General features: G+C 52.0%; 19 protein-coding genes. 11 read left to right on the top strand and 8 right to left on the bottom strand.

Features of this window, described 5'->3' with window-relative positions:
* The first annotated feature begins 19 nt into the window (after positions 1 to 19).
* Positions 20 to 1039: a LacI family DNA-binding transcriptional regulator gene (locus ACYVJM_RS23715; protein ID WP_461150722.1), complete on the top strand. Its 1020-nt coding sequence runs from the start codon at positions 20 to 22 to the stop codon at positions 1037 to 1039.
* A 36-nt stretch (positions 1040 to 1075) separates the two neighbouring features.
* Complete coding sequence (locus ACYVJM_RS23720) at positions 1076 to 2128, top strand: glycoside hydrolase family 43 protein (RefSeq protein ID WP_461150723.1); 1053 nt, start codon at positions 1076 to 1078, stop codon at positions 2126 to 2128.
* Between the two features lie 294 nt (positions 2129 to 2422).
* Here the strand turns inward: ACYVJM_RS23720 and ACYVJM_RS23725 are convergent, their stop codons facing one another.
* The 6 genes from ACYVJM_RS23725 to ACYVJM_RS23750 form a co-directional block, all read right to left on the bottom strand.
* On the bottom strand, positions 2423 to 4600 hold the full coding sequence (locus tag ACYVJM_RS23725; RefSeq protein ID WP_461150724.1) for a glycoside hydrolase family 20 zincin-like fold domain-containing protein: 2178 nt from the start codon (positions 4598 to 4600) through the stop codon (positions 2423 to 2425).
* Between the two features lie 8 nt (positions 4601 to 4608).
* A complete protein-coding gene (locus tag ACYVJM_RS23730) occupies positions 4609 to 5406 on the bottom strand; it encodes a polysaccharide deacetylase family protein (protein WP_461150725.1) in 798 nt (265 codons plus the stop codon).
* Positions 5407 to 5534: 128 nt separating this feature from the next.
* Entirely contained in the window at positions 5535 to 7076 is a 1542-nt protein-coding gene (locus ACYVJM_RS23735; protein WP_461150726.1) for a RagB/SusD family nutrient uptake outer membrane protein, read from the bottom strand.
* A gap of 35 nt (positions 7077 to 7111) precedes the next feature.
* Positions 7112 to 10243, bottom strand: coding sequence for a SusC/RagA family TonB-linked outer membrane protein (locus tag ACYVJM_RS23740; protein ID WP_461150727.1), 3132 nt, complete (start codon positions 10241 to 10243; stop codon positions 7112 to 7114).
* A gap of 583 nt (positions 10244 to 10826) precedes the next feature.
* The gene (locus ACYVJM_RS23745; RefSeq protein WP_461150728.1) at positions 10827 to 10991 is read right to left on the bottom strand and encodes a hypothetical protein; all 165 of its coding nucleotides are present in this window, start codon (positions 10989 to 10991) and stop codon (positions 10827 to 10829) included.
* A 159-nt stretch (positions 10992 to 11150) separates the two neighbouring features.
* Complete coding sequence (locus tag ACYVJM_RS23750) at positions 11151 to 11531, bottom strand: hypothetical protein (RefSeq protein ID WP_461150729.1); 381 nt, start codon at positions 11529 to 11531, stop codon at positions 11151 to 11153.
* Positions 11532 to 11746: 215 nt separating this feature from the next.
* On the opposite strand from ACYVJM_RS23750, the gene ACYVJM_RS23755 reads away from it, so the two are divergent.
* Positions 11747 to 12529 (top strand): NUDIX hydrolase, encoded by a 783-nt coding sequence (locus ACYVJM_RS23755; protein WP_461150730.1) that lies wholly within the window; start codon positions 11747 to 11749, stop codon positions 12527 to 12529.
* Positions 12530 to 12949: 420 nt separating this feature from the next.
* Here the strand turns inward: ACYVJM_RS23755 and ACYVJM_RS23760 are convergent, their stop codons facing one another.
* Complete coding sequence (locus ACYVJM_RS23760; RefSeq protein ID WP_461150731.1) at positions 12950 to 13252, bottom strand: DUF1330 domain-containing protein; 303 nt, start codon at positions 13250 to 13252, stop codon at positions 12950 to 12952.
* A 228-nt stretch (positions 13253 to 13480) separates the two neighbouring features.
* On the opposite strand from ACYVJM_RS23760, the gene ACYVJM_RS23765 reads away from it, so the two are divergent.
* The 3 genes from ACYVJM_RS23765 to ACYVJM_RS23775 are packed head-to-tail and all read left to right on the top strand — an operon-like array spanning position 13481 to position 17449.
* Positions 13481 to 14266, top strand: a complete 786-nt coding sequence (locus ACYVJM_RS23765; protein WP_461150732.1) for a 2Fe-2S iron-sulfur cluster-binding protein — start codon at positions 13481 to 13483, stop codon at positions 14264 to 14266.
* Positions 14267 to 14280: 14 nt separating this feature from the next.
* A complete protein-coding gene (locus tag ACYVJM_RS23770; protein WP_461150733.1) occupies positions 14281 to 15303 on the top strand; it encodes an FAD binding domain-containing protein in 1023 nt (340 codons plus the stop codon).
* A gap of 19 nt (positions 15304 to 15322) precedes the next feature.
* Positions 15323 to 17449: a xanthine dehydrogenase family protein molybdopterin-binding subunit gene (locus ACYVJM_RS23775; protein ID WP_461150734.1), complete on the top strand. Its 2127-nt coding sequence runs from the start codon at positions 15323 to 15325 to the stop codon at positions 17447 to 17449.
* A gap of 54 nt (positions 17450 to 17503) precedes the next feature.
* Here ACYVJM_RS23775 and ACYVJM_RS23780 read toward each other — a convergent pair whose 3' ends face one another.
* Complete coding sequence (locus tag ACYVJM_RS23780; RefSeq protein WP_461150735.1) at positions 17504 to 17881, bottom strand: hypothetical protein; 378 nt, start codon at positions 17879 to 17881, stop codon at positions 17504 to 17506.
* 132 nt (positions 17882 to 18013) lie between these two features.
* On the opposite strand from ACYVJM_RS23780, the gene ACYVJM_RS23785 reads away from it, so the two are divergent.
* From ACYVJM_RS23785 to ACYVJM_RS23805, 5 genes are all read left to right on the top strand, one after another.
* Positions 18014 to 18982 (top strand): AraC family transcriptional regulator ligand-binding domain-containing protein, encoded by a 969-nt coding sequence (locus ACYVJM_RS23785; RefSeq protein ID WP_461150736.1) that lies wholly within the window; start codon positions 18014 to 18016, stop codon positions 18980 to 18982.
* Positions 18983 to 19065: 83 nt separating this feature from the next.
* Positions 19066 to 22416: a glycosyl hydrolase gene (locus tag ACYVJM_RS23790; protein WP_461150737.1), complete on the top strand. Its 3351-nt coding sequence runs from the start codon at positions 19066 to 19068 to the stop codon at positions 22414 to 22416.
* Between the two features lie 188 nt (positions 22417 to 22604).
* Positions 22605 to 24212: a Na+/H+ antiporter gene (locus ACYVJM_RS23795; RefSeq protein ID WP_461150738.1), complete on the top strand. Its 1608-nt coding sequence runs from the start codon at positions 22605 to 22607 to the stop codon at positions 24210 to 24212.
* 172 nt (positions 24213 to 24384) lie between these two features.
* Positions 24385 to 25491, top strand: coding sequence for an SDR family oxidoreductase (locus tag ACYVJM_RS23800; RefSeq protein WP_461150739.1), 1107 nt, complete (start codon positions 24385 to 24387; stop codon positions 25489 to 25491).
* Positions 25492 to 25520: 29 nt separating this feature from the next.
* Positions 25521 to 26564 carry an NAD(P)-dependent alcohol dehydrogenase gene (locus ACYVJM_RS23805; RefSeq protein WP_461150740.1) on the top strand — a complete coding sequence of 348 codons (1044 nt, stop codon included), beginning with the start codon at positions 25521 to 25523 and terminating at the stop codon, positions 26562 to 26564.
* Positions 26565 to 26581: the final 17 nt, after the last annotated feature.

The following is a 26581-nucleotide window of genomic DNA, read 5'->3' on the forward strand; positions in this document are numbered from 1 at the left end:
TACCCATTGTAACGATCTTATGGAGAAAGAAACGACTATTTATGACATAGCCAGGTTACTGAATCTGTCTCCTGCAACCGTAAGTAGAGCGCTTAATGACCACCCGGCCATTAACAGTAATACAAAGCAGTTGATCAGCAATAAAGCGCTGGAGATGGGCTATCGATCAAATACGTTTGCGAGTAACCTGCGACGGCAGCAAACCAAAACGATTGGTGTTATTGTACCAAGACTGGATAGTTCCTTTATGTCGACTGTGCTTTCGGGCATGGAGAAAGTGGCCAACGAGGCCAATTATAACCTGATTATTAGCCAGTCGCTGGAGTCGAGCCGGAAGGAGATGGCTAATGCAAAAACCATGTTTAACAGTCGGGTAGACGGTTTGCTCGTCTCGCTGGCGGCCGATACCGATAATCTGGAGCATTTCAGTACATTTTTTCGCAAGGGTATTCCCATGATTCTGTTCGATCGGGTGATGCCGCAGAAAAACTGTACCAACATCGTGATTGATAACCTGAAGGCAGGTTATGAAGCCACTGCCCACTTACTGGATCAGGGTTGCCGACGAATTATGCACGTAACCGGCAGTATTAAGCGAAACGTTTATCTGGATCGACTTAAAGGGTATAAAATGGCCTTGCTGGAACATGGGCTCCCGGTTGAGGATGACCTGATTCGGTTAACAAATTTTACCCGGCAGGATGGTCTTGAGGTAGCCGATGAGATTTCCCGGATGGCCTCACCACCCGACGGTCTGTTTGTTGCCAGTGATTTATGTGCCGCCAGTTGTATCGGCAGATTAAGAAGAAACGGCTTTTCGGTGCCAAACGATATCGCCGTCGTTGGGTTCAACGATGACCCGATTGCGCAGTTGGTAGAGCCTAACCTGACAACCATTCATTATCCCGGTCAGGAAATGGGAGAAATTGCTGCCCAGAGCCTGATCAACCACCTCAACGGCCTTCTGCGCATAAGTACCACAAATACCATCCTCCTAAACTATGAACTGATCGTTCGGGAATCTTCCCAACGAAACTGATTTTCAGGTAAGAAGAATTTAAATAACCTGTTTTTTATGTTTATCTCAACTAAAATTACCCTTGTTGTCGTAGCGCTGGCTGGTATTGGTCTCCAGGCTGGTTTTTGCCAGCGTGCAAAAACTCCCGCCAGCCCCAAACCCCTGGTTACCGATCTGTACACGGCTGACCCGTCGGCGCACGTATTTAACGGGAAGATTTACATCTACCCATCCCACGATATTGAAGCCAACGTGCCGGAAGATGACGAGGGCGGGCACTTCAACATGCGCGACTACCACGTTTATTCGATGGATAACATCAATGGCAAGGTAACGGATCACGGCGTGGCGCTGGATATTAAGGATGTTCCCTGGGCGGGTCGGCAAATGTGGGCCCCCGATGCGGCTTATAAGAATGGAACGTACTATCTGTACTTCCCCGTGAAGGATAAAGAAGATGTTTTCCGTATGGGCGTCGCCACCAGCAAATCGCCGACCGGTCCCTTTAAAGCCGAACCAGCCCCCATACCGGGCAGCTACAGCATAGATCCGGCGGTTTTTACGGATACGGACGGTACAACGTACATGTATTTTGGCGGAATCTGGGGCGGACAGCTTCAGCGTTGGGCAACTGGTACGTATGATAAAACACTGAAGACGGATTTAGGCAAAGACAATGAGCCTGCGTTAAGTGCTAAAGTCGTTCGGATGAACAAGAATATGCTCACCTTCGACGAGCCGGTCAAGGATGTGCAAATTGTCGACAAAGACGGTAAACCACTGTTGGCGGGTGACCACGATCGGCGCTTCTTTGAAGGTGCCTGGATGCACAAGTACAAAGGGAAATATTATTTTTCTTATTCAACCGGCGATACGCATTTTCTGGCCTATGCCACCAGTAACTCGCCCTATGGCCCTTTTACCTATCAGGGCACATTCATGAAGCCCGTTACCGGCTGGACAACGCACCACTCCATTGTTGAATTCAAAGGGAAATGGTACATATTTTACCATGATGTTGAGTTGACGGGCAAAACGCACCTGCGCAACATTAAAGTGCGCGAATTGATGCGCAAACCCGATGGGTCAATAGAATTGATCACGCCGTAAAGGCTAATATTCTTTATTAAACAAAAAGCTCCTTCAGAACTGAGGGAGCTTTTTGTTTAATAACGGGTCTATCAAGTTTTATGGTATCGAGCCGATTGTGATGTCGGATCCTTAGACCCGACACGAGTAGGTTTCTCAAAACCTACTCATATTGGCATGATACCCTTTAGGTTTTGAGAAACCTGTCGTGTCAGGTCTGAGGACCTGACATCACGGGAAACGCGGGAAAGGACCTGACGCCACGGGAACGGACCCGTCACCACGAAAATAGTGCAATGAGAAACCTGAAATTCATTACTTGTTCAGTGTTGGTCGGGAATTTTCGGCCACTTCAATGTCCTTTACTACCTCAGGGCGAAGCTTTTCCCAGTGGAAGCGGAGTTTGTTGTTTTCTGCCCAGGTATGTTCTTTCTGCTCTGTCAGATGCACCAGGGGCATGTCGTTATAAAGGGGCCGGGTGATTGATATAACGTTGTCCCAATACCGGAGAGCTGCTTTCAGATGCTGAATAGCCAGCTGCTTCTGCGCTTCCTCCCCGGTAGTACGGTACGTTTGCAACGAAACAGCCGCCTTTAGCTTTTCGGCCAGATGCAGCCCCAAATTGGCCCAGACCTGTATATCGGAGACCTCATAAAGCAGGGAGCGACTGGCTTTCACATGGATCGGCTGCACGAGTTGCAGGGCTTTTCGGCAATCGGTTTCCAGCATACGAGCCAATACCGGGGGTGTAACTTTCTCGGTGCCAAACGAACCCCCGGCGGCTATTGCCTTTACATAGTCCGTGACCGACACGTAGTTAGGGTCCAGCGTTGGCTGTGTGATCTGCTGGTTGACTGATATGTAGGCGACATTCTTCCGGGCATCGAAGGCCATCATTCCTTCACTGTACAATGAAAAATCCCAGGTGAAGTCAAATGCCGATGCCAGCCGCAGGGGTGTGGCCGATGCCAGTGCGTAAGCCTCCAGCAACGGAGCCGCCGGGGCGCCGTACCGACGAACAAATTCGGCCGTGAACACCGCATCGGGTGTGGCGGGATTGTATAGCAAACGACCCCAGAGTTTGTAAAATAGCCACTGCCGCTCAAAGGCATAGTGCCAGTCGACCGGTCTGCCGGGTTTCGTAAAGTAGTCTTTTGCGGGAATATAGGTCTCCGAACCCAGAAAATACCCTCCTACATACGACTGATTGTTAGCCGCGATATGCGCGCGGACAAAATCGGGGACGCCCCACCGCAGGCAAAAGAAATCTTCGTTGCGAACCGTCCAGGTGATTTTATAGGCCGTTGGGTCTGGCTTAAAATACGTGTCGTACAATTTACCACCGTGTACTTTAACCAGCGTAGGCGTGGAGTGTGCGTGCGACCAGTTGTATTTTAGATCGGCCCAGATTGGCCCTTCTATGAAGTCCAACGCCCCTTCGCTTTCGATCGACTTCCGGGTCAGCTTCTCGGTTTCAATGCTGGTAACGCCCAACGAGCCGGTTGTGCTGGAAAACGGGATTCGGTGAATGAGTTTCGTTTTTCGTCCGGCCTGCCGCATCCCATCAATAATGGTGGCTTTCATCCAGTCTTCGCGTTGCTGGGGACTCATACCGCCCATAGCCTCGCCCAGGGTAAGACCGAAGCCGGTGAGTTCGGGGTATTCCTGAAGCACCTGCGTAACGCATTCCCGCGTGTAGCGTTTCACAATGGCCGATGTGTCGCCGTCTATAAAGTGGAAATGCTCCAGGTTGTTCAGTTTCGGGTTAACGTTATAGGCTTTCGAAAATTCCGGGCTGGTGAAAATATTGAAAGGCACCAGATAGGTGTCAATTGCCCGCTCCTTAGCCATTCGGAAAATAGCATGGAACAACGACTGCCATTCGGCCAGCTGCTTATTGTTAAAGGGCGTAGCTGCGGGGAAGTTAACCGGCCGGATCATGTACGTATACGGGTGCAGGTTCCACAGACTCAACGCATTGAACCGATTTGCCACCATCATATCCAGAAATGCTTTCCAGTAGAGGGTATCCCGGCAGGTTTCGTAATGCAGATCGAGGGCGTCACTGTGCCGGTACGTGTCCCAGGGCAAATCGAACTTAATGGCACGCAGCGGCAAATGGGGCTTTTCGCTCCGGGCTGTGAGGCTTTGCAGGGAAGCGCCGTTCTGTAGAGCCTCTACTACCGAAAGACAGCCATAAATAAGCCCCCGGGCATCGCCCCCCGTAATGGTCAGTTGGTTACCCTGTCGGTCAATGGTATAGGCTTCGCTTCCTACTTGCTGATTATCAGGAGATAGCCGGATGAGGAAATCAGGCTTGCCCTTGCCGGCGCTCAGGGTGTAATGCCGGGCGGTAAGCGCTCTTGCCAGCTGTTTGGCTGCGTAACTGGTTTGTGGGGTAGGCTTGACCTGCTCAACAACCACGCGCTGGGCGTTGAGACCGGACGCCAGGCCGAAGAAGACAGCGGGGAGAATAAGGAGCTTCCGTTTCATCGGTAAACCTATTTTTGTTTCGGTTGGTGAGCCTTTGCGTATTGAACTACCTCGATAAACGGCGCTACCCAGATATCGGATTGGTTCTGCTTCAGATACCGAATCAGCTTATTATGTTCCGGCAGCGCAACATTCAGCGAGTGGCCGCCACCTACGCCGTGGAATAGAAAGACCAGTACCGAATTACTTGCCTGTGCCTGCTTGACCAGGGCAATCAGTTGCTCGCCCGATTCTCCGTTAATGGCGTATGAACCAATCTCGGCAAAGTTGAGGTCGGTAATTTTCTTCATTTCGCTTTTGGTGCCACGGGCGGCTACAAAATCGCCATCCGCCGTTCTGTAGTAGTCAACACCACCGATTTTAGTATCGCCACAGGGATAGGCAAATGTACGGGCCGACTGGCCATCGAGGGTTTTGAGCAGAACATTGGTCATCCTCATTTCGTCCGTCATCCGCTGAACGGTATACTTGCTCAAATCCATTTCTGGTTTTACCCATTCGCGCCCTGGTGTATTACCGGTGCAGGGGTGGAATAACGTATGATTGGCCAGCTCGTGCCCGTTAACAGCGGCTGATTTCCAGCGGGTAATGTTATTGACAAAGCCGGGAAAGTAGCCCGACAGATAGAATGTTCCTTTCAATCCTGCCGAATCCAGGACCGGGATAACATTGTTTAGATGCACATCCAGTGCATCATCGTAGGTGAGAACAACCGCGCATTTTTTACCATTCCAGATGGTAGCGTTCTGCGCGAGCGTTAGGGTGTAGGTTAAGAGGAATAAGCTGAGTAAGACTGCCTTTTTCATGCGGGTTGATGGTTATTGAGCTATTGAAAGGTTGACTGTCAAAAATAACGATCAACCAATAACCCTATTACAACAATGACACCGGAATACTCCGGTGTCATTGTTCATTAACTAGTAATCTGATTTGCTTAGTAACCCGGGTTCTGACCTTTCAGGCCAACGTTGGGGTTGTTGTCAATTTCCTGTTGTGGAATAGGCAGCAATTCGTGTTTGCCTTTCTGGAAATAAGCAAGGGGCTCGGTTTTTAGCTTGCCCAGCTTACGCCAGCGCAGAATGTCCCGGTTACGGATCTCTTCGCCGTTCAGTTCAATTCGCCGTTCGTGTACAATAGCCGCAAACACCTGATCTTTCGTCGAAACGGGGTAGTTAGCCGTTGGGTACGGAGGCATGGCTACACTGGGGCGGGCCCGGACCATGTTCAGGTAATTGATCGCACTCGCTGTATTGCCTAACTCGTTTTCGCACTCAGCCATCGCCAGCAGTGTTTCAGCATAGCGCATGATACGCTGGTTGATACCGCCCGTTGTCGAAACCCCATTTTTGTACATCAGGGTAAACTTCCGCCAGCTGATCTTTTGCTCCTTGCCATCAACAATGGAGCTAAAGCCGTTCTGTTGACCATCGGTCAATACACTCTGACCGTTGTTGTATTTGTCGCCCGTAGTATACACCGATTTGGCATACCGCGGATCGGTTTTCGCATCGCCCTTGCTGGTTTTTTCAAATTCGGCCAGTAAACTGTTGGATGGAATGATGTTGCGCCAGCCAATGCCCGAATACTCCTGTGTACGAACGGTTTCCTCACCGGCCGATGCGCCGTCAGCATCGCCATTCCAGTTAAAAGAACCACCCGACGGCAGGAAGTTGACCTCCCAGATCGACTCTTTGTTAAATTCCGTTTCTTCAATAAAATTGTCGGAATACTCATCAACCAACTGATAGGTGCCTGAGCTGATTATCTTTTGAAGTTCAGTTTTGGCATTGGCATAATCGCCCTGTTGCAGATAGACCCGCGCCAGCAGCATCTGGGCAGCCCCTTTCGTTGCCCGGCCCTGGTTGGCCGCATCGTAGGATACGGGAAGTGCCTCCTGAGCCGCTTTCAGATCAGCGATGATAAACGTATATACTTCCGCTTCCGACGAACGGGGCGCTGAAGCCGCCAGCGAGGTAACGTAGTTTTTGTACAAGGGTACACCACCCCACAGGCTAACCAGTTCAAAGTAAGACCAGGCACGCAGGAACTTCGACTCACCAACCGCCTGGTTGGCTACGCTGGCAGTAAGCGTGGCTGTGGAGGCAGCCGCCTTGTCGATAACAACATTGGCCCGGTGAATGACCCGATAAGCGCCGGTCCAGACGGAACTCACCAGCGAGTTGCCCGTATCATGGACACCGTTCAGCAACTGGTTACGAGGTGTTTCGAGCTGACCACCACCCGCCGACACATCGTCGGAACGTACATCGTGGGTGAAAAACCACTCTCGCGACACCAGGTTGGTCGATTGAAGGGCTCCATAAACACCATTGGTGGCACTGCGTATCTGAACATCCGTTTTAAAGTAACTATCGGTTGTAACGGCGTTGGGGTTCAGCTGATCCAATCGCTTATCATCACACCCAATGGCGACACCAATAACCAGGGCACCAATTATGAGATACTGTTTTTTCATGGTAAGAATAAGGTTTTTAGCTTGTGAAAAACTAATTAGAACGTAAGCTGAAGACCAGCCATTAACGTACGCGACTGCGGATAAATGGCGTAGTCAATACCATTGCGCAGCAGTGTACCATTGCGAGAACCTACCTCGGGATCATAGCCGGTGTATTTGGTGAATGTCAACAGGTTCTGCGTCGAGATGTACACCCGAACTTTGCTGACCGTACCCTTCGTGAGGCTGCTGAGTGCTGTACCCGGAATAGAATACCCGATGGTCAGGTTTTTGAGCCGCAGATAAGAACCATCTTCAATGAAGCGGTCTGAAGTCCGGCTGTTGTTGTTGGGGTCACCACTCACGGCGCGCGGAATGTTGGTGTTGGTATTCGTTGGTGTCCAGGCGTTTAGCACGTCGGTGCCCGCATTGAACAGGCGCAGCATCCCCTGTGTAACGACTTTCGTACCGTTATAAATCTTGTTGCCCTGAACGCCCTGGATATACAGCGTAAAGTCAAAATTCTTGTACGTACCCGTGAAATTGGCCCCGTAGTTGAATTTCGGCAGGTAGCTTCCCAGATAAGTCCGGTCGTTGGCGTCAATTTTACCATCGCCGTTAAGGTCTTTGAACCGGATATCGCCGGGAGCCGCTTTGTCCTGGTAAAGCGTCTTGTCATTGCCATCGATGGCGTTGGCCGTATTGATCTCCGATTGATTCTGGAAAATGCCATCCACCTGCCAGCCGTAGAACGACTGAATTGGCTGACCGACTTCGGTCTTGGTAATGTCAAATCCACCGTAATCGGCATTCTGTCCGGCATAGATCGAAGCCGTTGGAGTAGCCAGGCTAAGCACCCGGTTGCGGGTAATACCGACGTTGGCCGATACATTCCCCCGGAAATCACCTTTGGCGATGTTATAGCCTGCCTGGAATTCATAGCCCCAGTTTTTCATACTGCCGATATTGGCAACGGGCGCAGCCGAGTAACCAATTGAGTTTGGGATGGGGACGCCCAGAATAAGGCCGTCGGTAAACCGGTTGTAAACTTCGCCCGTAAACGTGACCTTGTTATTGAACAGACCCACATCAACGCCTACGTTAACCATGTCGGTCGTTTCCCACTTCAGCTCGGTATTGCCCAGGGCATTGAAATACGAACCTAAGCTGTTGGCACTGCCAAAAGGATAAGCCGTTGCATCGGCCTGTACCAGCGACTGCCAGGCGTAGTTGTTAATGCCATTGAAGCCGGTACGACCGTAGCTGGCCCGTAGTTTCAATTCGGAGAGTTGGTTCATGTCTTTCATGAAATTCTCCTGATTAATCCGCCAGCCGACAGAAGCCGAAGGGAAGTTACCCCATTTGTTGCCGGGAGCGAACAACGAAGAGCCATCCCGGCGAATCGACGCGCTCAGCAGGTATTTGCCGGCATAGTCGTAGTTGATACGGCCTACATACGAAATCAGGTTGATTTCACTGCGGGTGCTGGTAATAGCCGGGTTGCTAACGCCCTGAATGACGTCGAGGTCGTTATTGGGTCGGTTACCGGAGCCATTCAGGCCGGTGCCCAGTATTTTTTGGGTTTCGGCAACGGCCAGGGCACTCAGGTTATGTTTGCCAAACGTTTTATCGAACGACAACTGATTGGTGATTACCTGAGAGATGTTCGTATTACGTGACTGCGAAACCGTAGCCGAAGCCCGCTGACCGTATCCGTCATTATAAATAGGGTTGAAAGTACTGCCGTTACTGAAGCCTAGATCGACACCATAGTTAAAGCGGTATTTCAGGTAGCTGGTCAATTTAATATCCGCATAAACGGTAGCAAACGCCTTCAGGAATTTGGTCCGGCTTATGTCCATTGTCAGGGCACGGAGCGGGTTTTCCGGGTCAGAACCGTCCAACGCCGTAGGAGCACTGAAGCCACCCACTTTGGTTGGGTCCGAGGTAGGCCAGTAAGGCATCATCCGAATGGCGTGCATCAACTGCGAACGATCTGCCGATGGCTCGGAACGCTGGTTGCTATACGCGGCCGTCAGGGTCTGGCCAATAGATAAAAACTTGTACACCTGATGGTCGGAGTTAAGCCGTAAGGAACCCCGCTCAAAATCGGTACCCCGCATGATACCATCCTGTTTGAAATAGCTGCCCGATGCAAAGAAGCGGGAAGCACTATTACCGCCGGACAGGGAAATCTGGTGCTGCGCAATAGGCGCATTGCGGAAAAGCTCGTTCTGCCAGTTGGTCTGGGTCTGGGCAAACGTTTGTGTGGCACCGGCATACACAGGCTGGTTCAGGTCATTTAGCCGACCTGGAACGGGAATACCGGCATTGGTTGTGAGGGCTCTGGCGTATTGGACATATTGGTCCCGATCGAGCACATCCACTTTACGCCAGGCACTTTGCGTACCCACGTACGAATCCAGTGTAACGCGAATTTTGCTGTCCCGTCCGCCCTTTTTTGTCGTAATCAGGATAACACCGTTCGAGGCTCTTGATCCATAAATAGCGGCCGAGCTGGCGTCTTTCAGGACTTCCAACGATTCGATGTCATTGGTATTGAAGCTGTTAAGGTCGCCGGTGGGTACACCGTCGATAACATACAGGGGGCCGGATGCGTAGTTGATTGAGCCAATCCCCCGGATCTGTACGATAGGAGCGGCACCCGGTCCACCGTTATTAACAACGGATACGCCCGGCACCCGACCTTGTAAGGCAGCCGCTACGTTTGGTACAGGTAAAGCCGTAAGTTCTTTGGGCGTTACGGTCGAAACGGCTCCTGTTAGAGAAGAGCGCTTTTGCGTACCATAACCAACCACAACGACCTCTTCCAGCGCACCGGCATCGGCCTCCATCGATACGTTGATGATCGACTTGTTATTGACTGTTATCTCTTGCTTTTTATAGCCGATGTAGCTGAAAACCAGGATCGTATTTCCGTTGGGTACGTCAATCCGGTAGTTGCCACCTGCATCACTGGCAGTGCCTCTCGTTGTTCCTCTGATTTGAACGTTAACCCCAACCAGTGGCGTTCCTCGCTCGTCAAGAACGGTACCCGAAACTGGCTGGTCGGCCAGTGCGCTATGCGTAAAAGCTATTGTTGTAAAGGCCGCAATGAGCACAAATTGGTAGAACCCATGGCGCAAAAAAGTACGTAGTAAGCTACGCAACTGTAGTTGTTTTGACATAATTTTGACTGTTTGTCGGTTTGAAAACGGCAAAAGAATCCCCTCATCCGATTTCGGATGTTTTTCGCAGGAGAAATAGGGATGTGTTTGTAAGTCAGTGATGTTGGCCCATCACTGACTTTTTTTATAAGGATACGTTTTTGGGCATAGGCTTGGTGCGACGATAGAGGGTGGAAAAAAGGTTGGTTTATGTGTTGATAGTATGTTGATTAAGCGAGTAAACACAGCCGGTTCACCAATAAATTGGGCTTATATATTCTTGATTCATCCCTCGTACCAGAATCAGCGGAAGTTAGAAACGGTGGCTGTAAACGATAGGAAGATTGATTAGGACCTCTATAGTCCCATCTCTGATTGATACTAAAAATACTTATCTTAGTGCAAATATGATAATAACATTTTAATTTGCAATCGGTTGCATAATTTTTATGTAAATTAGATAAGCGAATAGTGAAAGTAAAATCCGGATAGGGTAACAAGTTCGTTCCATAGCTGATTTAGCTGCCATACGAACACCTGTTACGTTACCCGGATCCATGACCCGGACTACCTGCTCCGAATGGCCGCTGGTAGCGATATAGCGTTAACTTTTGACTACCATACTCTCCTGTTGGTATACGGATATGACGCCCCGGTGTGCCACCAGCAGGGCTGTAAGCTGGCTCAGGATCGAGTAGCTATGGGCAATCGACAATGGGCTTGCCGGTAAGTTTGCCGTCGATCCAATGGAAAAAGGGGAGAAGCCCATAGCCTCCTAATAAACGTGTAGCGCGGCCGGGAAGCCGCGCTACAAATCTATTTAACCTGTCTTTGAAGACTGTGTATTATTTCGGAATCAGGCAAGTGAAGGTATGCCGGCGATTTTCCCCGGCCGCGACCTTGTGTTCATGACTGACTTAACAAATTCCTATTTGATGCGCAATGCCGTGGTGTCGAACATACTCATGAGTTGCCCTTTCAAATGGTCGTCGTCTACCTTTTTCAATTCAATGGGGATTTCGCCCGCCTGTGCCGTATCAATGTAGATCGTCATTTTGTCGGTTCCTTCCTCAACTTTCGTAATTGGCGTGACCTCCGTTCGCTTTCCCGTCGGGTCTTTCATTTCACCCGTTAGCTTACCGTCTTTGCGAACCAGCTCCGTGACCATTTTAGCATCACCGTCCGGCGTACCCGTGATTGTGATCTCCCACTTACCCGCGAAAAAGTCTGCGGGTGCAGCGGCCTGAGAATACCCTTTTACGCAAATGCCGAGGAGAAAAACGAACAGAAATAGACTTACTTTTTTCATTGTTGAACTTGATTTAAACGTGAAATTTTAGGGTTTGTACTTTTCATCAAAAGCTTGGTCGTTGACTACTGATTCAAAAAATTGAGTCAACTTTGTATTGTATTATTCGAGGTAAAATCTTACCTTTTCTCAAAAATGTAAGATTTACGGATTAAAGGTAAGCCAATTATTTTATTCTGTAAAATATACAGAATAGATTTTTTTATCTTTGCCGTATGATTTCGCGAGAAGAAGTAACAGACTTTGTCAAAAACGGCCACCAGCACTATTTGCCACACATTAGCATCGACTCGGTTATTTTTGGGTATCACGATCAGCAACTGAAAATTTTACTTCTGAACTGGGTAGGCTACAATGGCTGGGGATTACCGGGTGGTTTTATTCAGCGGAGAGAGCCGCTGGGTCAGGCAGCCAATCGTATTGTTCGGGAGCGTACGGGCCTTGACGATTTATTCCTTCAGCAGTTTTACGTCTTTGGTGATTCTCCGTATCGGCTCACCGAGCGCAGTATTCGCGAGTTTACCGAAAAGTTTGACCTTGCCGCCGACGTTGAGGAAGGTAACTGGCTCTTCGAACGAACCTTGTCGATCGGTTATTTTGCCCTGGTCGACTACTCGAAAGTTACCGTAACGAGCGACTTTTTTACCGACGCCCACCAGTGGTGTGATGTAAGTAACATTCCCGACCTGTTATTCGACCATAATGATGTGGTAGAAAAGGCGCTGACAACGCTTCGGCAGCAGATTTATCACCAGCCGATTGGCTACAATCTGCTTCCCGAAAAATTCACGCTCCCCGAAATACACCGGCTGTACGAGACTATTTTGGGGAAAGAACTGGATCCGCGCAACTTCTCCAAAAAGCTCCTGACCCTCGGATTAATCAGAAAGCTGGACGAACAGCGGTCTATTGGTCCTCACCGATCTCCGTATTTATATCAATTCGAGAAGGAAGCCTACGACGTTGCGCTCAGGCAGGGGATTGTGCATACCTATTAGGTAATAAAGTTCAATTGACCCCAAACGGGCAGCCCCATTTCGTATCTAACGATATCTTTAAATAACTGCGTTGTTTGTATAAAGCGAAAGCCCGGTTCAATACCGGGCTTTCAATATTTTTCAGTTTGTCGTAACGTTGAGCGAAACGGAAGGCGATCTATAGCCGGGCCACTACGAAGAGCAGCGAATACCTGAAGATAGGCGTCCGTTCGAGTTTAATACTGCCTAAATCGTGCCAGAAATGGGTCGGTCTTATAGGTAGTTGGTAGACAGATTCTTAGCGGTACTGCTATCGGTATGCTTTCAAGAAAGGCGGGATTATTTTACCCAACTTCGTGTGAACAGACCCCGGCTTTTACCCAACTCTGCGTAAATAAATAGCAACATGGCAAAGCGATAGCCATGAGGTTATGGGTCAGGCTACAGCAGCTTGCCCTCTATGAGCATAATACGCTCAACCGATTTGTCCTTCAACGTCATGTGTTGTTGTCGCTCCGGATCATCCCGATAGGACTCAAAGTCAGTTCGGTCCTGAAAGCTGACCAGGTGGATTTCATAAGGATGGCCCAATGTTGTTGTCAGAACAGAAGCGGCCTCGGGGCGGACCCGGTAAAGTAATGTGCCCTTGTGCCGTTCGAGCAGGGGTAACACCTGATCTTCAAACGCATGAAAGACGGCTTCCTGGCCTTCCTTTATAAAAACGATTTGTGTGTAATAGAGCATACTAGATAAGCCAAAGTTAGAAGAAGATTTGCTTGAAGAGGTTAAGCTACTTTTACTGATGGAGCTAATCCAGAAGCAAAGACAATAGGACGGTACCGGGCGGGCTGAAGGAGCCAGACGATAATCATAACAATAAAGGGTACAGAACGTTTACGTGAAACTGAACCGTGAAAAGCACCCTTCCTGGCTAAACAGCGCTAAGCGAATAGAGCCACAACGAACTGCACAATGGACGTGAACGAAATCCCCGACCTGTCGGACGACGAAAAGAAACTGTTCGAAGATCTAATGCCGGAAGATCTGGACGAGATTCTTGATACGGGCGTCAACCGGCGTCATTTTTTGAAGCTCGTAACCCTGGCTGGCGGGGGCATCCTGGCGGCTCAGTCTGCCGTTGCCGAGCAACTGTTTACCCGGCCACTCAACGTACCGGCGGCTGCGGAACTATCGTCGGCAACGATCGAAAATGGCGTTAACGTATCGCTAAATGTAAACGGAGCGGCTCGTAAACTGCTGGTCGATTCCCGAATGACCCTGCTGGATACACTGCGCGAGCGGCTGGAGCTGACAGGCTCCAAAAAAGGCTGCGACCACGGCCAGTGCGGTGCCTGTACGGTTATTGTCGATGGACAGCGGGTGTTGTCCTGCCTGACCCTGGCGGCCAGCTGCGAAGGAAAAAGCGTGAAAACGATTGAAGGTCTCGCGAAGGGCACTGTGTTACATCCGATGCAGGAAGCGTTTTTAAAACACGATGGCTTTCAATGCGGCTTCTGTACACCCGGCCAGATATGTTCGGCGGTGGCTTTGATGGATGAAGCGAAGCGGGGCGATGCCAGCTACGTCACCGAGAACGTACGCAAAAAAACAAGCCCGGTTCAACTGTCGACCGAGGAAATTAGGGAGCGGATGTCCGGGAACCTGTGCCGATGCGGTGCCTATCCTAATATTGTCGCTGCCATTCAGGAGGTTCACAGCGGAAAGCCCGTTGAACAGACGTTTCGGTTCTCTGCCTAACCAGTTACTACATCATGAGACCATTCACCTACAGCCGGGCCAACGATCCTGCGTCAGCCACGAAGGAACTGGCAGGAAACCCGAGTGCAAAATTCCTGGCGGGGGGCACCAACCTGATCGACCTGATGAAGGAAGATGTTGAGCGCCCCAGTGCTATTGTTGATATTTCGGGCCTGCGCCTGACGGAGATCAAACCCATTGCCGCCGGGTCTGCCAAAGGAGGCCTGTCTATTGGGGGGCTGGGCAAAAACACCGATGCCGCCAATCACCCAATGATCCGCCAAAACTACCCGCTCCTGGCCCAGGCTATTCTGGCGGGCGCGTCGGGCCAGATTCGGAACATGGCAACCAATGGCGGTAACCTGCTGCAACGCACGCGCTGCCCGTACTTTTACGAGGTATCGATGCCCTGCAACAAACGCGAGCCGGGCAGTGGGTGTGGGGCACTGGAAGGCGTCAATCGGCTGCACGCCATCTTCGGATGGTCCGAGAAATGCGTAGCGGTGTACCCATCCGATATGGCGATTGCGCTGGCAGCACTGGACGCCGTCGTAAAAATTAAAAACGCCGGTGGTCAGGAACGGAGCATACCCTTTGCGGAATTTCACCGGCTACCCGGCGATACCCCCGAACGGGACACGAACCTGGCGCATGGCGAACTAATTACGGCCATTGAGCTGCCCCCCAACAAGTTTGCCGACAAATCGTACTATCTCAAAGTGCGCGATCGGGCGTCGTACGCTTTTGCGCTCATTTCCGTAGCTGCTGGTCTGGAGATGGATCGGTCCGGCGGGTCGGGCAATAAAATCATACAGGCACGAATTGCGATGGGTGGCGTAGCGCACAAACCTTGGCGGGCACTAAAAGCAGAGCAGTTTTTGGCCGGTAAAGAAGCGACAGCCGAGAATTTTAAGCGGGCCGCCGACGCTGAAATGGCCGATGCAAAACCGCTGGAGCATAATAAATTCAAAGTAGAACTGGGCAGCCGCAGCATTGTGCTGGCACTGCAAATGGCCATGAACGGTGGTAAAGCCTGATCTCAACGTCACTACTTCCATGCAAGACAAAAACAAACTGACCGGCACACCCATCAGCCGTATCGACGGGATCGCCAAGGTGACGGGCAAAGCGACTTACTCGACCGATTTTCCGGTCAAGAACCTGGCCTATGCCGTGCTGTTCAAAAGCACAATTGCCGCCGGAACGATTCGAACCATCGACACCACTGCGGCCGAAAAAGCGCCCGGTGTGCTGGCGGTTATCACCCATACCAATGCCCCAAAGCTCAATGTAAACGGGGGAATTCGCGGAGGTGCGTTGCTGCAAAGCCCCGAGATCGAGTTTTACGGACAGCATATTGGTCTGGTCGTAGCTGAAACCTTCGAGCAGGCCCGCCATGCCACGCACCTGATCAACGTTACCTACGATAAGAAGGAGCCGAAAGTCGATTTCGAGAAACTGGCCAAAGGGGCAACACTTCCCAAGGATAAAGAAAAAGCGGATGCCAAACGGGGCGATGCCAAAGCCGCGCTTCGTGATGCCGAGTACAAAGTCGAGGAAGTGTACGAAACGCCCATCGAGCACCACCATCCGCTGGAACCCCACGCCACCATTGCCGAATGGAACGGGGATCGTGTAACGCTCTATAACAGTTCGCAGATCGTTAACGGGGCGCAAAGTGCTGCGGCCAATACGTTGAATATCAAACCGGAGCAGGTGCGTATCATTACGCCTTACATTGGGGGAGGGTTTGGCTCGAAAGGTGGCCAGTGGGCTAATCTGGTATTAACGGCGGTGGCCGCTAAGGCGGTGAACCGCCCCGTAAAGCTGGCACTGACCCGTCAGCAGATGGTGAACTCAGTGGGATTACGCCAGCGTAATCACCAGAAAGTGAGTCTGGCCGCTACCAAAGACGGGAAGCTGACGGCTCTGGCGCACGAAATCACGACGCATGGTGCCATAAAAGAAGAGTTCGTCGAGCCCTGTGGCGATTGCTCGAAAGTCATGTACGCCGTACCGAACTCGCTCATAACGTATCGGGCGGTGCCCATGAACGTGATTTTGCCGACCTACACACGTGGCCCTGGCAAATCGACCGGCAGTTTCGCCCTCGAATCGGCGATGGATGAACTGGCCTACGCGCTGAAGATGGACCCGATAGAGCTGCGCATCAAAAACGAGCCGGAACGCGATCCGTCCAACGGTAAACCCTGGTCGTCGCGGAAAGCGGTCGACTGTTTACAAGTGGGGGCCAAGGCCTTCGGCTGGGAAAAACGAAAAGCCGAACCGCGCCAGAATCAACAGGGCAATTACCTGATTGGCTACGGTGTTGCATCCGGCACGTACCCCGCCCATCAACGCCCTACGTCGGCTATCGTGAAGCTGAAACGCACCGCTAACGACGTGATGGCCACGGTTGAGCTGGCCGCTGCCGACCTCGGGACCGGTACCTACACGATCCTGACGCAAACGGCCGCCGATGCCCTCGGTCTGCCCCTTCGTAACGTCAAGGTGGTCATTGGCGATTCTGACCTCCCGCCAGCCGCCGGGTCGGTGGGTTCGGTAGGTGCGTCCAGCTATGCCAACGCCGTGAACGACGCCTGCCAGAAAATTACGGATGAACTACTAACGCGTTCCGGCAAGCAGTTTTTCGCCCGCCCAACGGCCTCACAACTGATGCTGTCCGAAAAATTAACCGATTTTCAGACCCGTATCGATGCCAAACCGCTGGAGAGCGCCGAGGACTATTCTGCGCACAGCTTCAATGCCAATTTTGCGGAGGTAGCTGTGAACCGGTTTACGGGCATGGTGCGGGTAAACCGGTTTCTGGCGGTGACGGGTGCCGGCACCATCCTGAACCCCAAAACAGCCCGTTCGCAGATCATTGGCGGCAACATCTGGGGCATCGGTATGGCGCTGACAGAGGAATCTGTTCTCGATCCCCGCTGGGGCAACTTCGTTACCCGCTCCTTCGCCGATTACCACGTCCCGGCCAACCTCGACATTGGCGATATGGAAGCTATTTTTATTCGTGAAGACGATCAGAAAGCCAACACACTCGGCGTAAAAGGGATTGGCGAAGTAGGCATTGTTGGCGTAGCAGCCGCTGTTGCCAACGCTATCTTCAATGCCACCGGAAAGCGGGTTCGGGAGTTGCCGATTACACCCGACAAGCTGTTATAAGATGGAGTACCGACCGGCCTGACGCATCGACGGTCGGTCGGTACTCCGGATTTTCTAAGTCGTTAGCTTCTTCAATCCATTCGTCTGAAGATACGCCATCAGGGCTACCCATAGGGCAACAGCGGCAATGGCGGCCTGTCCCAATCCGGTCAACTCCACCGAGGGCCATACCAACAGAATAACACTGGCCACCACCCACAGCAAATCCAGAGCAACGATGGATCGAACGGCACTCACCGACAGGCTATTCCGGCGGCTCTGATAAAAGACAAACCCGGCGAAGGCGACCAGAAAAATGCCCACTTCGGTGAAAACACCCGTCGAGGATTGCCCGAAAAGCTGGGCGATTGGGTTAGTGAATGCCAATAACAAAAGGCCGGTTGCTCCCGAACTAACAGCATTGATGATCAAAACAGTTTGCAGCGATTTCATGACGGAAATGGTTTTTGATGAACTGATTTTTTTAATATTGAACAGGACAAAAATCGGGTTCCGAAACGAGGTTGAATTGATATTTTGCGCCAAATTTTGGCTATTTTGCGTCAACTCAACGACCCCGCCCCGATGCGTAATACCCTCTCCAGCCAGCACCTCATCAACCTTCTTGACTATGCCGTCTGCAAAGGTTTAGACAGGCGGCTTCTCCTGAGCCAACTGGATGTTCCTGAAGCTGATTTGACGGATGAACAGGGCTGGGTAAGTCTGGCAGATTATACCAGGCTTTGGGCGTGTATGCTCGATCATGGCCGGGACCCATTCCTGGGTCTGCATTATGGTTACTACCTGAATTTACGGGCGCTGGGGCTGGTCTATCAAATCTCGCTGGCGGCTTCCAGCATTGAGCAGGCCTTAGGTTTACTGGCCGACTATCTGGCAAGCACCTTTCCCGTGGTTAATCTGGTAACGACGCAGCATCAGGACCACCTGATCATTGAGCTGCAAAGTCCCCAACTCCAGAATCCTGTGAAAAATCAGGTACTCGACTCGGTACTGTTCCTCATGTATCGGGAAATCGGTCTGATGATCGAAGGCGACATTGCTGGCGTAGAGTTGCCGTATCGCCAGTTGGATGAGTACCGACGGCTCTGTGCAAGCGCTGTTACATCATCTGATGCTCACCGACTGTTGGTAGAACTGCGGTTGGTTGGTGGTTCGATCAATCGTCGGCGGCTTAAGAATCTGGACGTGTTATTGCCTGTTTTTCTGCAATTGCTGGGTCAGTCTCCGATCCGGCGCAGCCCGTTTGCCGATCAGGTCCGCACCATGATCCTCAATCTCTGTTCGCCCGAGTTACCGTGTCTGGATGAGGTGGTGAGTCAGTTTGCCATGAGTCACCGAACCTTTCAGCGCAAGCTGACTGAGGAGGGCACTTCGTTCCGGTCCATTGCGGACGACATCAAACGCCAGATGGCGACTCATCTGGAACGGGGCCGAACATTAGGAACGCAGGACATTGCTTATTTGCTGGGTTATTCGGCTTCGAGTGCTTACCTCCATGCCGCTCGAAAATGGCGTCAGCAATTGGCGGGTTAGGGAAGTGGTGGGTATGTGTAGGAAAGTGCAGTGTGATTATTGTGCTAAATTTGCTATAAATTATCCTATAAACCGCTCTGTTCATGAAGCACCTTGCCTCTCTTTGCCTAACCTTACCGCTTATTATTCAGACCAGTTTTGGTCAGACGAAAAAACAAAATCTACCGGCAACAGGTGGCGATGCCGCACTCCAGCAGCAGTTTATTACGCCCCCCGCTGCCGCTAAACCGCGTGTCTGGTGGCACTGGATGAATGGCAATATCACCAAAGAAGGTATTCAGAAAGATCTCGAATGGATGAAGCGCGTGGGTATTGGCGGGTTTCAGAACTTCGACGCCAGCCTGATGACGCCCAACGTGGTGCCTAAAAAGCTGGTGTTCATGACGCCCGAGTGGAAAGATGCCTTTAAGTTCACAACCGAACTGGCCAGGAAACTGCAGCTCGAAATGGCCATTGCCGGTTCGCCGGGTTGGAGCGTGACGGGTGGTCCGTGGGTGCCCCCCGGCGATGCCATGAAGAAATACGTCTGGACAGAAACGCGGGTAGCGGGCGGCAACGCATTTGTCGGGAAACTACCCCAGCCAGCAGCTACAACGGGTAATTTTCAGCACATACCCCTGCCCGCCGGAGGTGGAGGGTTCGGCGGGACAGTCGGGGTATTGCCCACCTTCTATCAGGATGCGGCCGTAATTGCCTATCGTGTCCCTGAAAGTGAAACACTTCTGTCGGCGCTTAACCCTAAAGTTACGTCCAGCGGAGGCTCCTTTAGTCTAAGCGACCTGACCGATGGCGACCTGACCAATGCCAAAACCCTGCCACCTATGGAGGTTGGTCAGGAGATGTGGATTCAGTACGAGTTCGACCGGCCGCAGATGTTCAAAGCACTCTCCATTGTGGGAGCGGCCAGTGGGGGAGTCTTGGCCGAATTTGAGGGTTCCCCTAACAACCGGGCGTTAAAAGTGAGCGACGACGGCGTTAATTTCCGGGAGGTTAGCGTCATTCCGGGCAGTACCGTAGCGCAGACTACGCTCAGTTTTTCACCTACAACGGCTAGATATTTCCGGGTTACCTTCAAAACCTTACCCCCCGCCGGAAATCGTTTTGCTGCTTTGATGGGCGGAGAGGACAAGCCGGGGAAACCGGAGGGAGTCAATGTGGCTGAACTGATATTGCACAACACCGACCGTATCGACAAGGTTGAAGAAAAAGCCGGGTTCAGCCCTTGGTGGGAAGATAAACTACCTGCCGCATCAACGTCTGCGGATGCCATTCCAATGGAGGACGTGGTGGATTTGACGGGTAAAATGAATCCCGATGGCAGCCTGAACTGGACCGCTCCGGCCGGTACCTGGGTCGTTATGCGAATGGGTTATTCACTCACGGGTCGGCAAAATCACCCCGCATCGCCCGAAGCAACGGGGCTGGAAGTTGACAAACTGGATAAGGTGGCCGTTCGGAAATATATCGATACCTACCTCGATATGTACAAGGATGCAACGGGTGGCCTGCTGGGTAAGCAGGGACTGGAATACATGGTGCTCGACAGCTACGAAGCCGGCGCCATGACCTGGACCAAAGCCATGCCCGACGAGTTTGCCAAACGGCGCGGCTACAGCCTTACCCCCTGGCTTCCGGTGCTGGCAGGTCGCGTGGTGAAAAGCGCCGAAGCAAGTGAGAGATTTCTGTGGGACTACCGCCGGACCATTGGCGAACTGATTTCCGATAACCATTACGATGTCATTGGCGACGCCCTGCACCAACGGGGTATGAAACGCTACACAGAGTCGCACGAAAACAAACGGATCTATCTGGCCGATGGCATGGATGTGAAGCGGAACGCCGATATTCCGATGTCGGCTATGTGGACCCCCGGAAGTCTGGGTCAGGGCAGCAACGAAGAACCCCGTAGCCAGGCCGATATTCGCGAGTCGGCGTCGGTGGCGCATATTTACGGGCAGAATCTGGTGGCGGCCGAGTCGATGACATCGGTGGGCAACGCGTTCAGTTTCCACCCCGAGAAACTGAAGCGCACCGCCGATCTGGAAATGGCCTCGGGCCTGAACCGTTTTGTCGTGCATACGTCCGTTCACCAGCCGCTGGACGATAAAATACCCGGTTTTTCGCTGGGGCCATTCGGCCAGTATTTTACCCGTCATGAAACCTGGGCCGAACAGGCCAAAGCCTGGACCGGCTACCTGGCCCGGAGCTGCTACCTGCTGCAGCAGGGCAAACCGGTTGTCGATGTGTTGTACTATTACGGAGAGAATAACAACATCACCCAGCTTTGCGCTACCAAACTGCCTGACTTCCCGGCGGGCTATGAATATGATTTTGTGAATGCAACGGCACTCAAAACGGCCATACATGTAGCGGGCGGGAAGATCGTGGCGAAGAGCGGCCAGCCGTACCACCTGCTGGTACTGGATGCATCGGCGCGTTACATGACCCTGCCGACGCTGAAAAAACTGGGCGAACTGGTGAAAGCCGGTATGCATGTTACGGGTGCCAAACCTGAGCGGTCGCCAAGCCTGAGCGATAACCCTGCCGAGTTTACCACCCTGGTCAATCAGATATGGAGCCAGCCAACCGTGTCGACCAAACCGATTGACGCCGTATTGAGCGAGATGGGTGTTGCCAGAGATGTGGCCATATCGGGGGCTTCTGCCGAAATCCTCTACGTCCATCGCCAAACGGCCGGGCAGGACATCTACTGGCTCAATAACCGGAGCGACAAGACGAACGAAGCGCAGATCAGCTTCCGGGTAACGGGTAAAGTGCCCCAGTTGTGGAATCCGCAAACGGGCAAAACGGAAACGGTTTCGTATCAGATAAAAGATGGACGAACGATCATTCCGCTTCGGTTCGAGTCGTGGGATGCCTATTTCATTGTGTTCGGCGATAAGGCTCCTGTAATGGCTTACACAAAACCATCCGTTACGGAGTCGGCGGTGGCGCGGCTGGATGGTGCCTGGACGGTAAGCTTTCAGGAAGGTCGTGGCGCTCCGCAAGGGGGCACTACGTTGGCTAAGCTGGCGTCGTGGACTGACAATACCGATGCCGGGATCAAGTACTTCTCGGGTACGGCTACCTACGTCAATTCAATTGAGCTACCAATGGTAACTAAAGGAGCTTCGTACATCCTCGATCTGGGCGACGTAAAGAACCTGGCCGAAGTGATTGTGAACGGCAAAAACATGGGAATTGTCTGGAAGAAACCCTTCCGCCTGCCCATCACCGACGCACTGAAAGCCGGTGCCAACACGGTGCAGATCAAGGTAACGAACCTCTGGGTAAATCGGTTGGTGGGCGATGCACAGCCGGGCGTGACCAACAAAATTACGTTTACGACCATCCCGTTCTACCGCGCCAATTCGCCCTTGCTGCCGTCGGGCCTGATGGGCCCCGTTCGGGTGCTGGCGGCTACGTCGAACTAAACTAATGCCTAGGCTGGCGCGAGCATTTGCTCGTGCCAGCATTCCGAAACCCTGCTGCGTTTCCAGCTCAGTACGTTTTAAACGACCTCTGGATATGATAAGGCGTTTATCCTTGGATAGTACATACGGTAATGCGACCTTTCGAAAGCCCACTTCCGGGCTTTCGTTCTTTATCAGGTATCTTCACTATGCAAGGATTGTTTATAGAATACATCTTTCTTATCCTGATTATTCTGGGGTTGGTCATGCTGGCCAATAAGCTCCGGCTGGCCTATCCGATTGTGCTGGTGCTGGGTGGGCTGGCGCTCAGCTTTACGGATGAGTTCTCTTCGATCATCATCGATCCGGACCTGGTTTTCTTTATTTTCCTGCCTCCTCTGTTGTTCGAAGCATCCTGGCAAACGTCCTGGAAAGAATTCTGGAAATGGCGACGGGTCATCACCAGCTTTGCCTTTCCCATCGTTATCCTCACCTCCTGCGTCATTGCCCTGGTATCGCAAGCCCTTATTCCGGGCTTTACGCTGGCGCTGGGGTTCCTGCTGGGCGGCATCATCTCGCCACCCGATGCCATTTCGGCAACAACCATTATGCGGCAGGTCAACGTACCCAAGTCGCTGGTGAGCATTGCCGAGGGCGAAAGTTTACTGAACGACGCGTCGTCCCTGATCGTGTTTCGGTTTGCACTGGCGGCCGTTATAACGGGGCATTTTCGCTTTCAGGAAGCCGCCACCAGCTTTGGTCTGGTGGTGTTTATGGGCATAGGCGTTGGACTGCTGATCGGCGTCATCTTCTACGCCATCATCCGTTGGTTACCAACTACGCCCAGTATCGAAATCGTACTTACGCTGGTAACGCCTTATTGCATGTATTACGGGGCCGAGCATCTTCACTATTCGGGTGTACTGGCGGTCGTGAGTGGGGGGCTGCTCCTGTCCAACAAGCGGCAAAGTATGCTGACCTATCAGAGCCGGATACAGGGCGTAAATGTGTGGACTAACATTGTGTTCGTCATGAATGGGCTGGTCTTTCTGCTCATTGGTCTTCAACTGCCGCCCGTTGTTGCGCAGCTTGGCTCGGTTAGTATCAGCAGCGCCATTGGGTATGGGCTGGCGATCTCGGGAGTGCTGATGATAAGCCGGTTGCTCTGTACGTATGGCGCGGCCCTTTTCACCCGCTTCGCCAGCCGGTTCATCACGGTGGCCGACCCGAATCCCGACTGGCGCGGCCCCCTCATTTTAGGCTGGGCGGGTATGCGCGGTGTGGTTTCGCTGGCCGCGGCCCTGTCAATTCCTTTGCTGATTGGAGCCGGTCAGCCTTTCCCGTATCGTAACCTGATTTTGTTCATCACCTTCATTGTCATACTGGTCACGCTGGTTTTTCAGGGGTTAACATTGCCTTTGTTAATTAAAAAAGTGGAGTTCAAGGGCATGGTAAACGCTATTCCGGAACAACAGCAGGAGTTGCTCATCCAAAAAGCCATTACCCAAACCTCCCTTGCTTTTCTGGAAAAAAACCAGTTGACCAATGAACACATCGCCAACCTGCGCGAACGGCTAAACATTGATCTGCGCCTGCTCAACAAGGAGTTAAACGAAACGAATAACACCCGTGCCAACGCTATGATAGACTACCAACGCACCTACCTGAACCTGTTGCAGCAGCAGCGAAATACGCTGATCGAGATGAATCACAGCATGGAGTTTGACGAAGAACTAATCCGGAAATACCTCTCTTTTGTTGATCTGGAAGAATTTAAAGTTCGGGAAAAGCTGGTTCAGGAGGCTGCTGGTAACTAACGGAGTACAAAGGCATAAGCGGTCTGGTTTGGGTAAGTGTACGGCTAAGAAATCGCACATCGGTTCACACAAAGACCGGCCTGAAAAAAACTTGTCTGCGTGAGCACCGTTTAGTCTGTAGTCAATCACGCCGGATAGCACTACCTACGCGTTGACAAGACCAGACAAATGTATGCGTACACGTAAAATTGCCTTAGTTGTTGGTGCCAGTGGAATTACCGGCAGCAATCTTGCTCACGAATTAATTAACCAGGGGTGGCTAACCTACGGATTGGCCCGTAATCCCAATGCCGAACTAGCCAATTTGCAGCCCGTAGCTGCCGATCTGATGAGTCCGGATAGCCTGCAAACGGCGCTGTCGACAATCGAGCCCACTCACGTGTTCTTTACGAGCTGGATGCGGAACGAGACAGAAGCCGAAAATATCCGGGTAAATGGGGCCATGGTCCGCAATCTGCTTAATGTTCTGGCCCCCAAAAAATCGGTCCAACATGTTGCGCTGGTGACGGGGCTTAAACACTATCTCGGGCCATTCGATGCCTACGCCAAGGATGGTTTTTTGCCGGAAACTCCCTTACGGGAAGAGCACCCGCGCCTTGACATCGAGAACTTTTACTACGCCCAGGAGGATGAAGTGTATGCTGCTGCCGCCCGGGATGGATTCACCTGGAGTATCCACCGGCCGCATACCGTTATCGGGAAAGCCGTGGGGAATATGATGAATATGGGAAGCACCCTGGCCGCTTATGCTACCCTGTGCCAGGCCAGCGGGCGACCTTTTCGGTGGCCGGGGTCCAAAGCCCAGTGGCAAGGCCTGTCGGATGTGACCGACGCCCGCGTGCTGGCCAAACACCTCATTTGGGCCTCCACCACCGAAGCCGCGCAGAATGAAGCGTTCAACGTCGTGAATGGAGATGTGTTCCGGTGGAGCTGGCTGTGGCAGCGAATTGCCGACTGGTTCGGTATTGAAGCCGTTGGTTTCGACGGCACCGTTCATCCATTGGAAGACGAACTGGCAAATGATGGCCCACTTTGGCAGGAAATTGCCGAAAAGCAGCACTTGGTCGAGCCTAAGCTAAACCGCGTGGCGTCTCCCTGGCATACGGATCTTGATTTGGGAAGGCCTATTGAGGTAATGACCGACATGTCGAAGAGTCGTAAACTTGGTTTTCTGGTTTTTCAGCCAACTGATGAGTCGTTCTTCGACCTTTTCAAGCAACTACAGGCCGACCGCGTAATTCCCGCCAATGGCGAAACCCGGCGGGCTGAACCCGTTTAGAAAAAACACACTTAGCAAACTGAAATCGTATGATTAACACAAAAAGTTATGCCGCTCAGACCAAAGAATCTGCACTGGCACCCTGGAATTTTGACCGACGCGATGTTGGCCCGCACGATGTGCAATTCGATATTACCTTTTGTGGCGTTTGCCACTCCGACCTTCACCAGATCAGAGACGAATGGGGTGGGGGTATTTTTCCCATGGTGCCCGGACACGAGATCGTTGGTCGGGTTGTCGCCGTCGGTAGTGAGGTTAAGAATTTTAAAGTCGGTGATCTGGCCGGAACCGGATGCATGGTCGATTCGTGCCGCGTGTGTGAGAACTGCCAGCATGGTCTGGAGCAGTATTGCACCAACGGCAACACACTTACCTACAACAGTCTGGAACAGGACAGGAAAACGCCTACTTACGGCGGCTACTCCAATACCATTGTGGTGAATGAAGATTTCGTACTCCATATTCCCGAAACGCTCGATCTGGCTGCTACGGCCCCGTTGCTTTGTGCGGGCATTACGACCTATTCGCCCCTTAAACACTGGAAGGTAGGCAAAGGCCATAAAATGGCCGTTCTGGGACTGGGTGGCCTTGGCCATATGGGCGTTAAATTCGGTGTGGCATTTGGTGCGGAGGTAACCGTTTTAAGCACGTCGCCGAAGAAAGAAGAAGACGCCCGGAAGCTCGGTGCGCACAAGTTCGTCGTTACCAGCGACCCGGCCCAGCTTGAGTCAATTGCCGGTTATTTTGATTTTATTCTGGATACAGTTTCCGCCGAGCATGATTACAACCAGTACCTGAGTCTGTTGAAAACGGATGGCGTGCATATCTGCGTGGGCGCACCTCCAACACCTTCGGCCCTGCTGGCGTTTAGTCTGATTCCCGGCCGTAAAAGCATTGCCGGTTCTACGATTGGCGGTATTGCCGAAACGCAGGAAATGCTGGATTTCTGCGCCGAACACAACATTGTTTCGGATATTGAGATGATCGACATCAAGGACATTCAACCAGCTTACGAACGGATGCTGAAAGGCGATGTGCGGTATCGGTTTGTGATCGATATGGCTACGCTGTAAAATACGTCTGTCAGGTA

It is taken from the genome of Spirosoma pulveris, from assembly GCF_054781875.1.

Excerpts from the sequence above, each read along its gene's own strand:
- ACYVJM_RS23715 (WP_461150722.1), top strand. The coding sequence starts at position 20 with ATGGAGAAAGAAACGACTATTTATGACATAGCCAGGTTACTGAATCTG.
- ACYVJM_RS23720 (WP_461150723.1), top strand. The coding sequence starts at position 1,076 with ATGTTTATCTCAACTAAAATTACCCTTGTTGTCGTAGCGCTGGCTGGT.
- ACYVJM_RS23725 (WP_461150724.1), bottom strand. The coding sequence starts at position 4,600 with ATGAAACGGAAGCTCCTTATTCTCCCCGCTGTCTTCTTCGGCCTGGCG.
- ACYVJM_RS23730 (WP_461150725.1), bottom strand. The coding sequence starts at position 5,406 with ATGAAAAAGGCAGTCTTACTCAGCTTATTCCTCTTAACCTACACCCTA.
- ACYVJM_RS23735 (WP_461150726.1), bottom strand. The coding sequence starts at position 7,076 with ATGAAAAAACAGTATCTCATAATTGGTGCCCTGGTTATTGGTGTCGCC.
- ACYVJM_RS23740 (WP_461150727.1), bottom strand. The coding sequence starts at position 10,243 with ATGTCAAAACAACTACAGTTGCGTAGCTTACTACGTACTTTTTTGCGC.
- ACYVJM_RS23745 (WP_461150728.1), bottom strand. The coding sequence starts at position 10,991 with ATGGGCTTCTCCCCTTTTTCCATTGGATCGACGGCAAACTTACCGGCA.
- ACYVJM_RS23750 (WP_461150729.1), bottom strand. The coding sequence starts at position 11,531 with ATGAAAAAAGTAAGTCTATTTCTGTTCGTTTTTCTCCTCGGCATTTGC.
- ACYVJM_RS23755 (WP_461150730.1), top strand. The coding sequence starts at position 11,747 with ATGATTTCGCGAGAAGAAGTAACAGACTTTGTCAAAAACGGCCACCAG.
- ACYVJM_RS23760 (WP_461150731.1), bottom strand. The coding sequence starts at position 13,252 with ATGCTCTATTACACACAAATCGTTTTTATAAAGGAAGGCCAGGAAGCC.
- ACYVJM_RS23765 (WP_461150732.1), top strand. The coding sequence starts at position 13,481 with ATGGACGTGAACGAAATCCCCGACCTGTCGGACGACGAAAAGAAACTG.
- ACYVJM_RS23770 (WP_461150733.1), top strand. The coding sequence starts at position 14,281 with ATGAGACCATTCACCTACAGCCGGGCCAACGATCCTGCGTCAGCCACG.
- ACYVJM_RS23775 (WP_461150734.1), top strand. The coding sequence starts at position 15,323 with ATGCAAGACAAAAACAAACTGACCGGCACACCCATCAGCCGTATCGAC.
- ACYVJM_RS23780 (WP_461150735.1), bottom strand. The coding sequence starts at position 17,881 with ATGAAATCGCTGCAAACTGTTTTGATCATCAATGCTGTTAGTTCGGGA.
- ACYVJM_RS23785 (WP_461150736.1), top strand. The coding sequence starts at position 18,014 with ATGCGTAATACCCTCTCCAGCCAGCACCTCATCAACCTTCTTGACTAT.
- ACYVJM_RS23790 (WP_461150737.1), top strand. The coding sequence starts at position 19,066 with ATGAAGCACCTTGCCTCTCTTTGCCTAACCTTACCGCTTATTATTCAG.
- ACYVJM_RS23795 (WP_461150738.1), top strand. The coding sequence starts at position 22,605 with ATGCAAGGATTGTTTATAGAATACATCTTTCTTATCCTGATTATTCTG.
- ACYVJM_RS23800 (WP_461150739.1), top strand. The coding sequence starts at position 24,385 with ATGCGTACACGTAAAATTGCCTTAGTTGTTGGTGCCAGTGGAATTACC.
- ACYVJM_RS23805 (WP_461150740.1), top strand. The coding sequence starts at position 25,521 with ATGATTAACACAAAAAGTTATGCCGCTCAGACCAAAGAATCTGCACTG.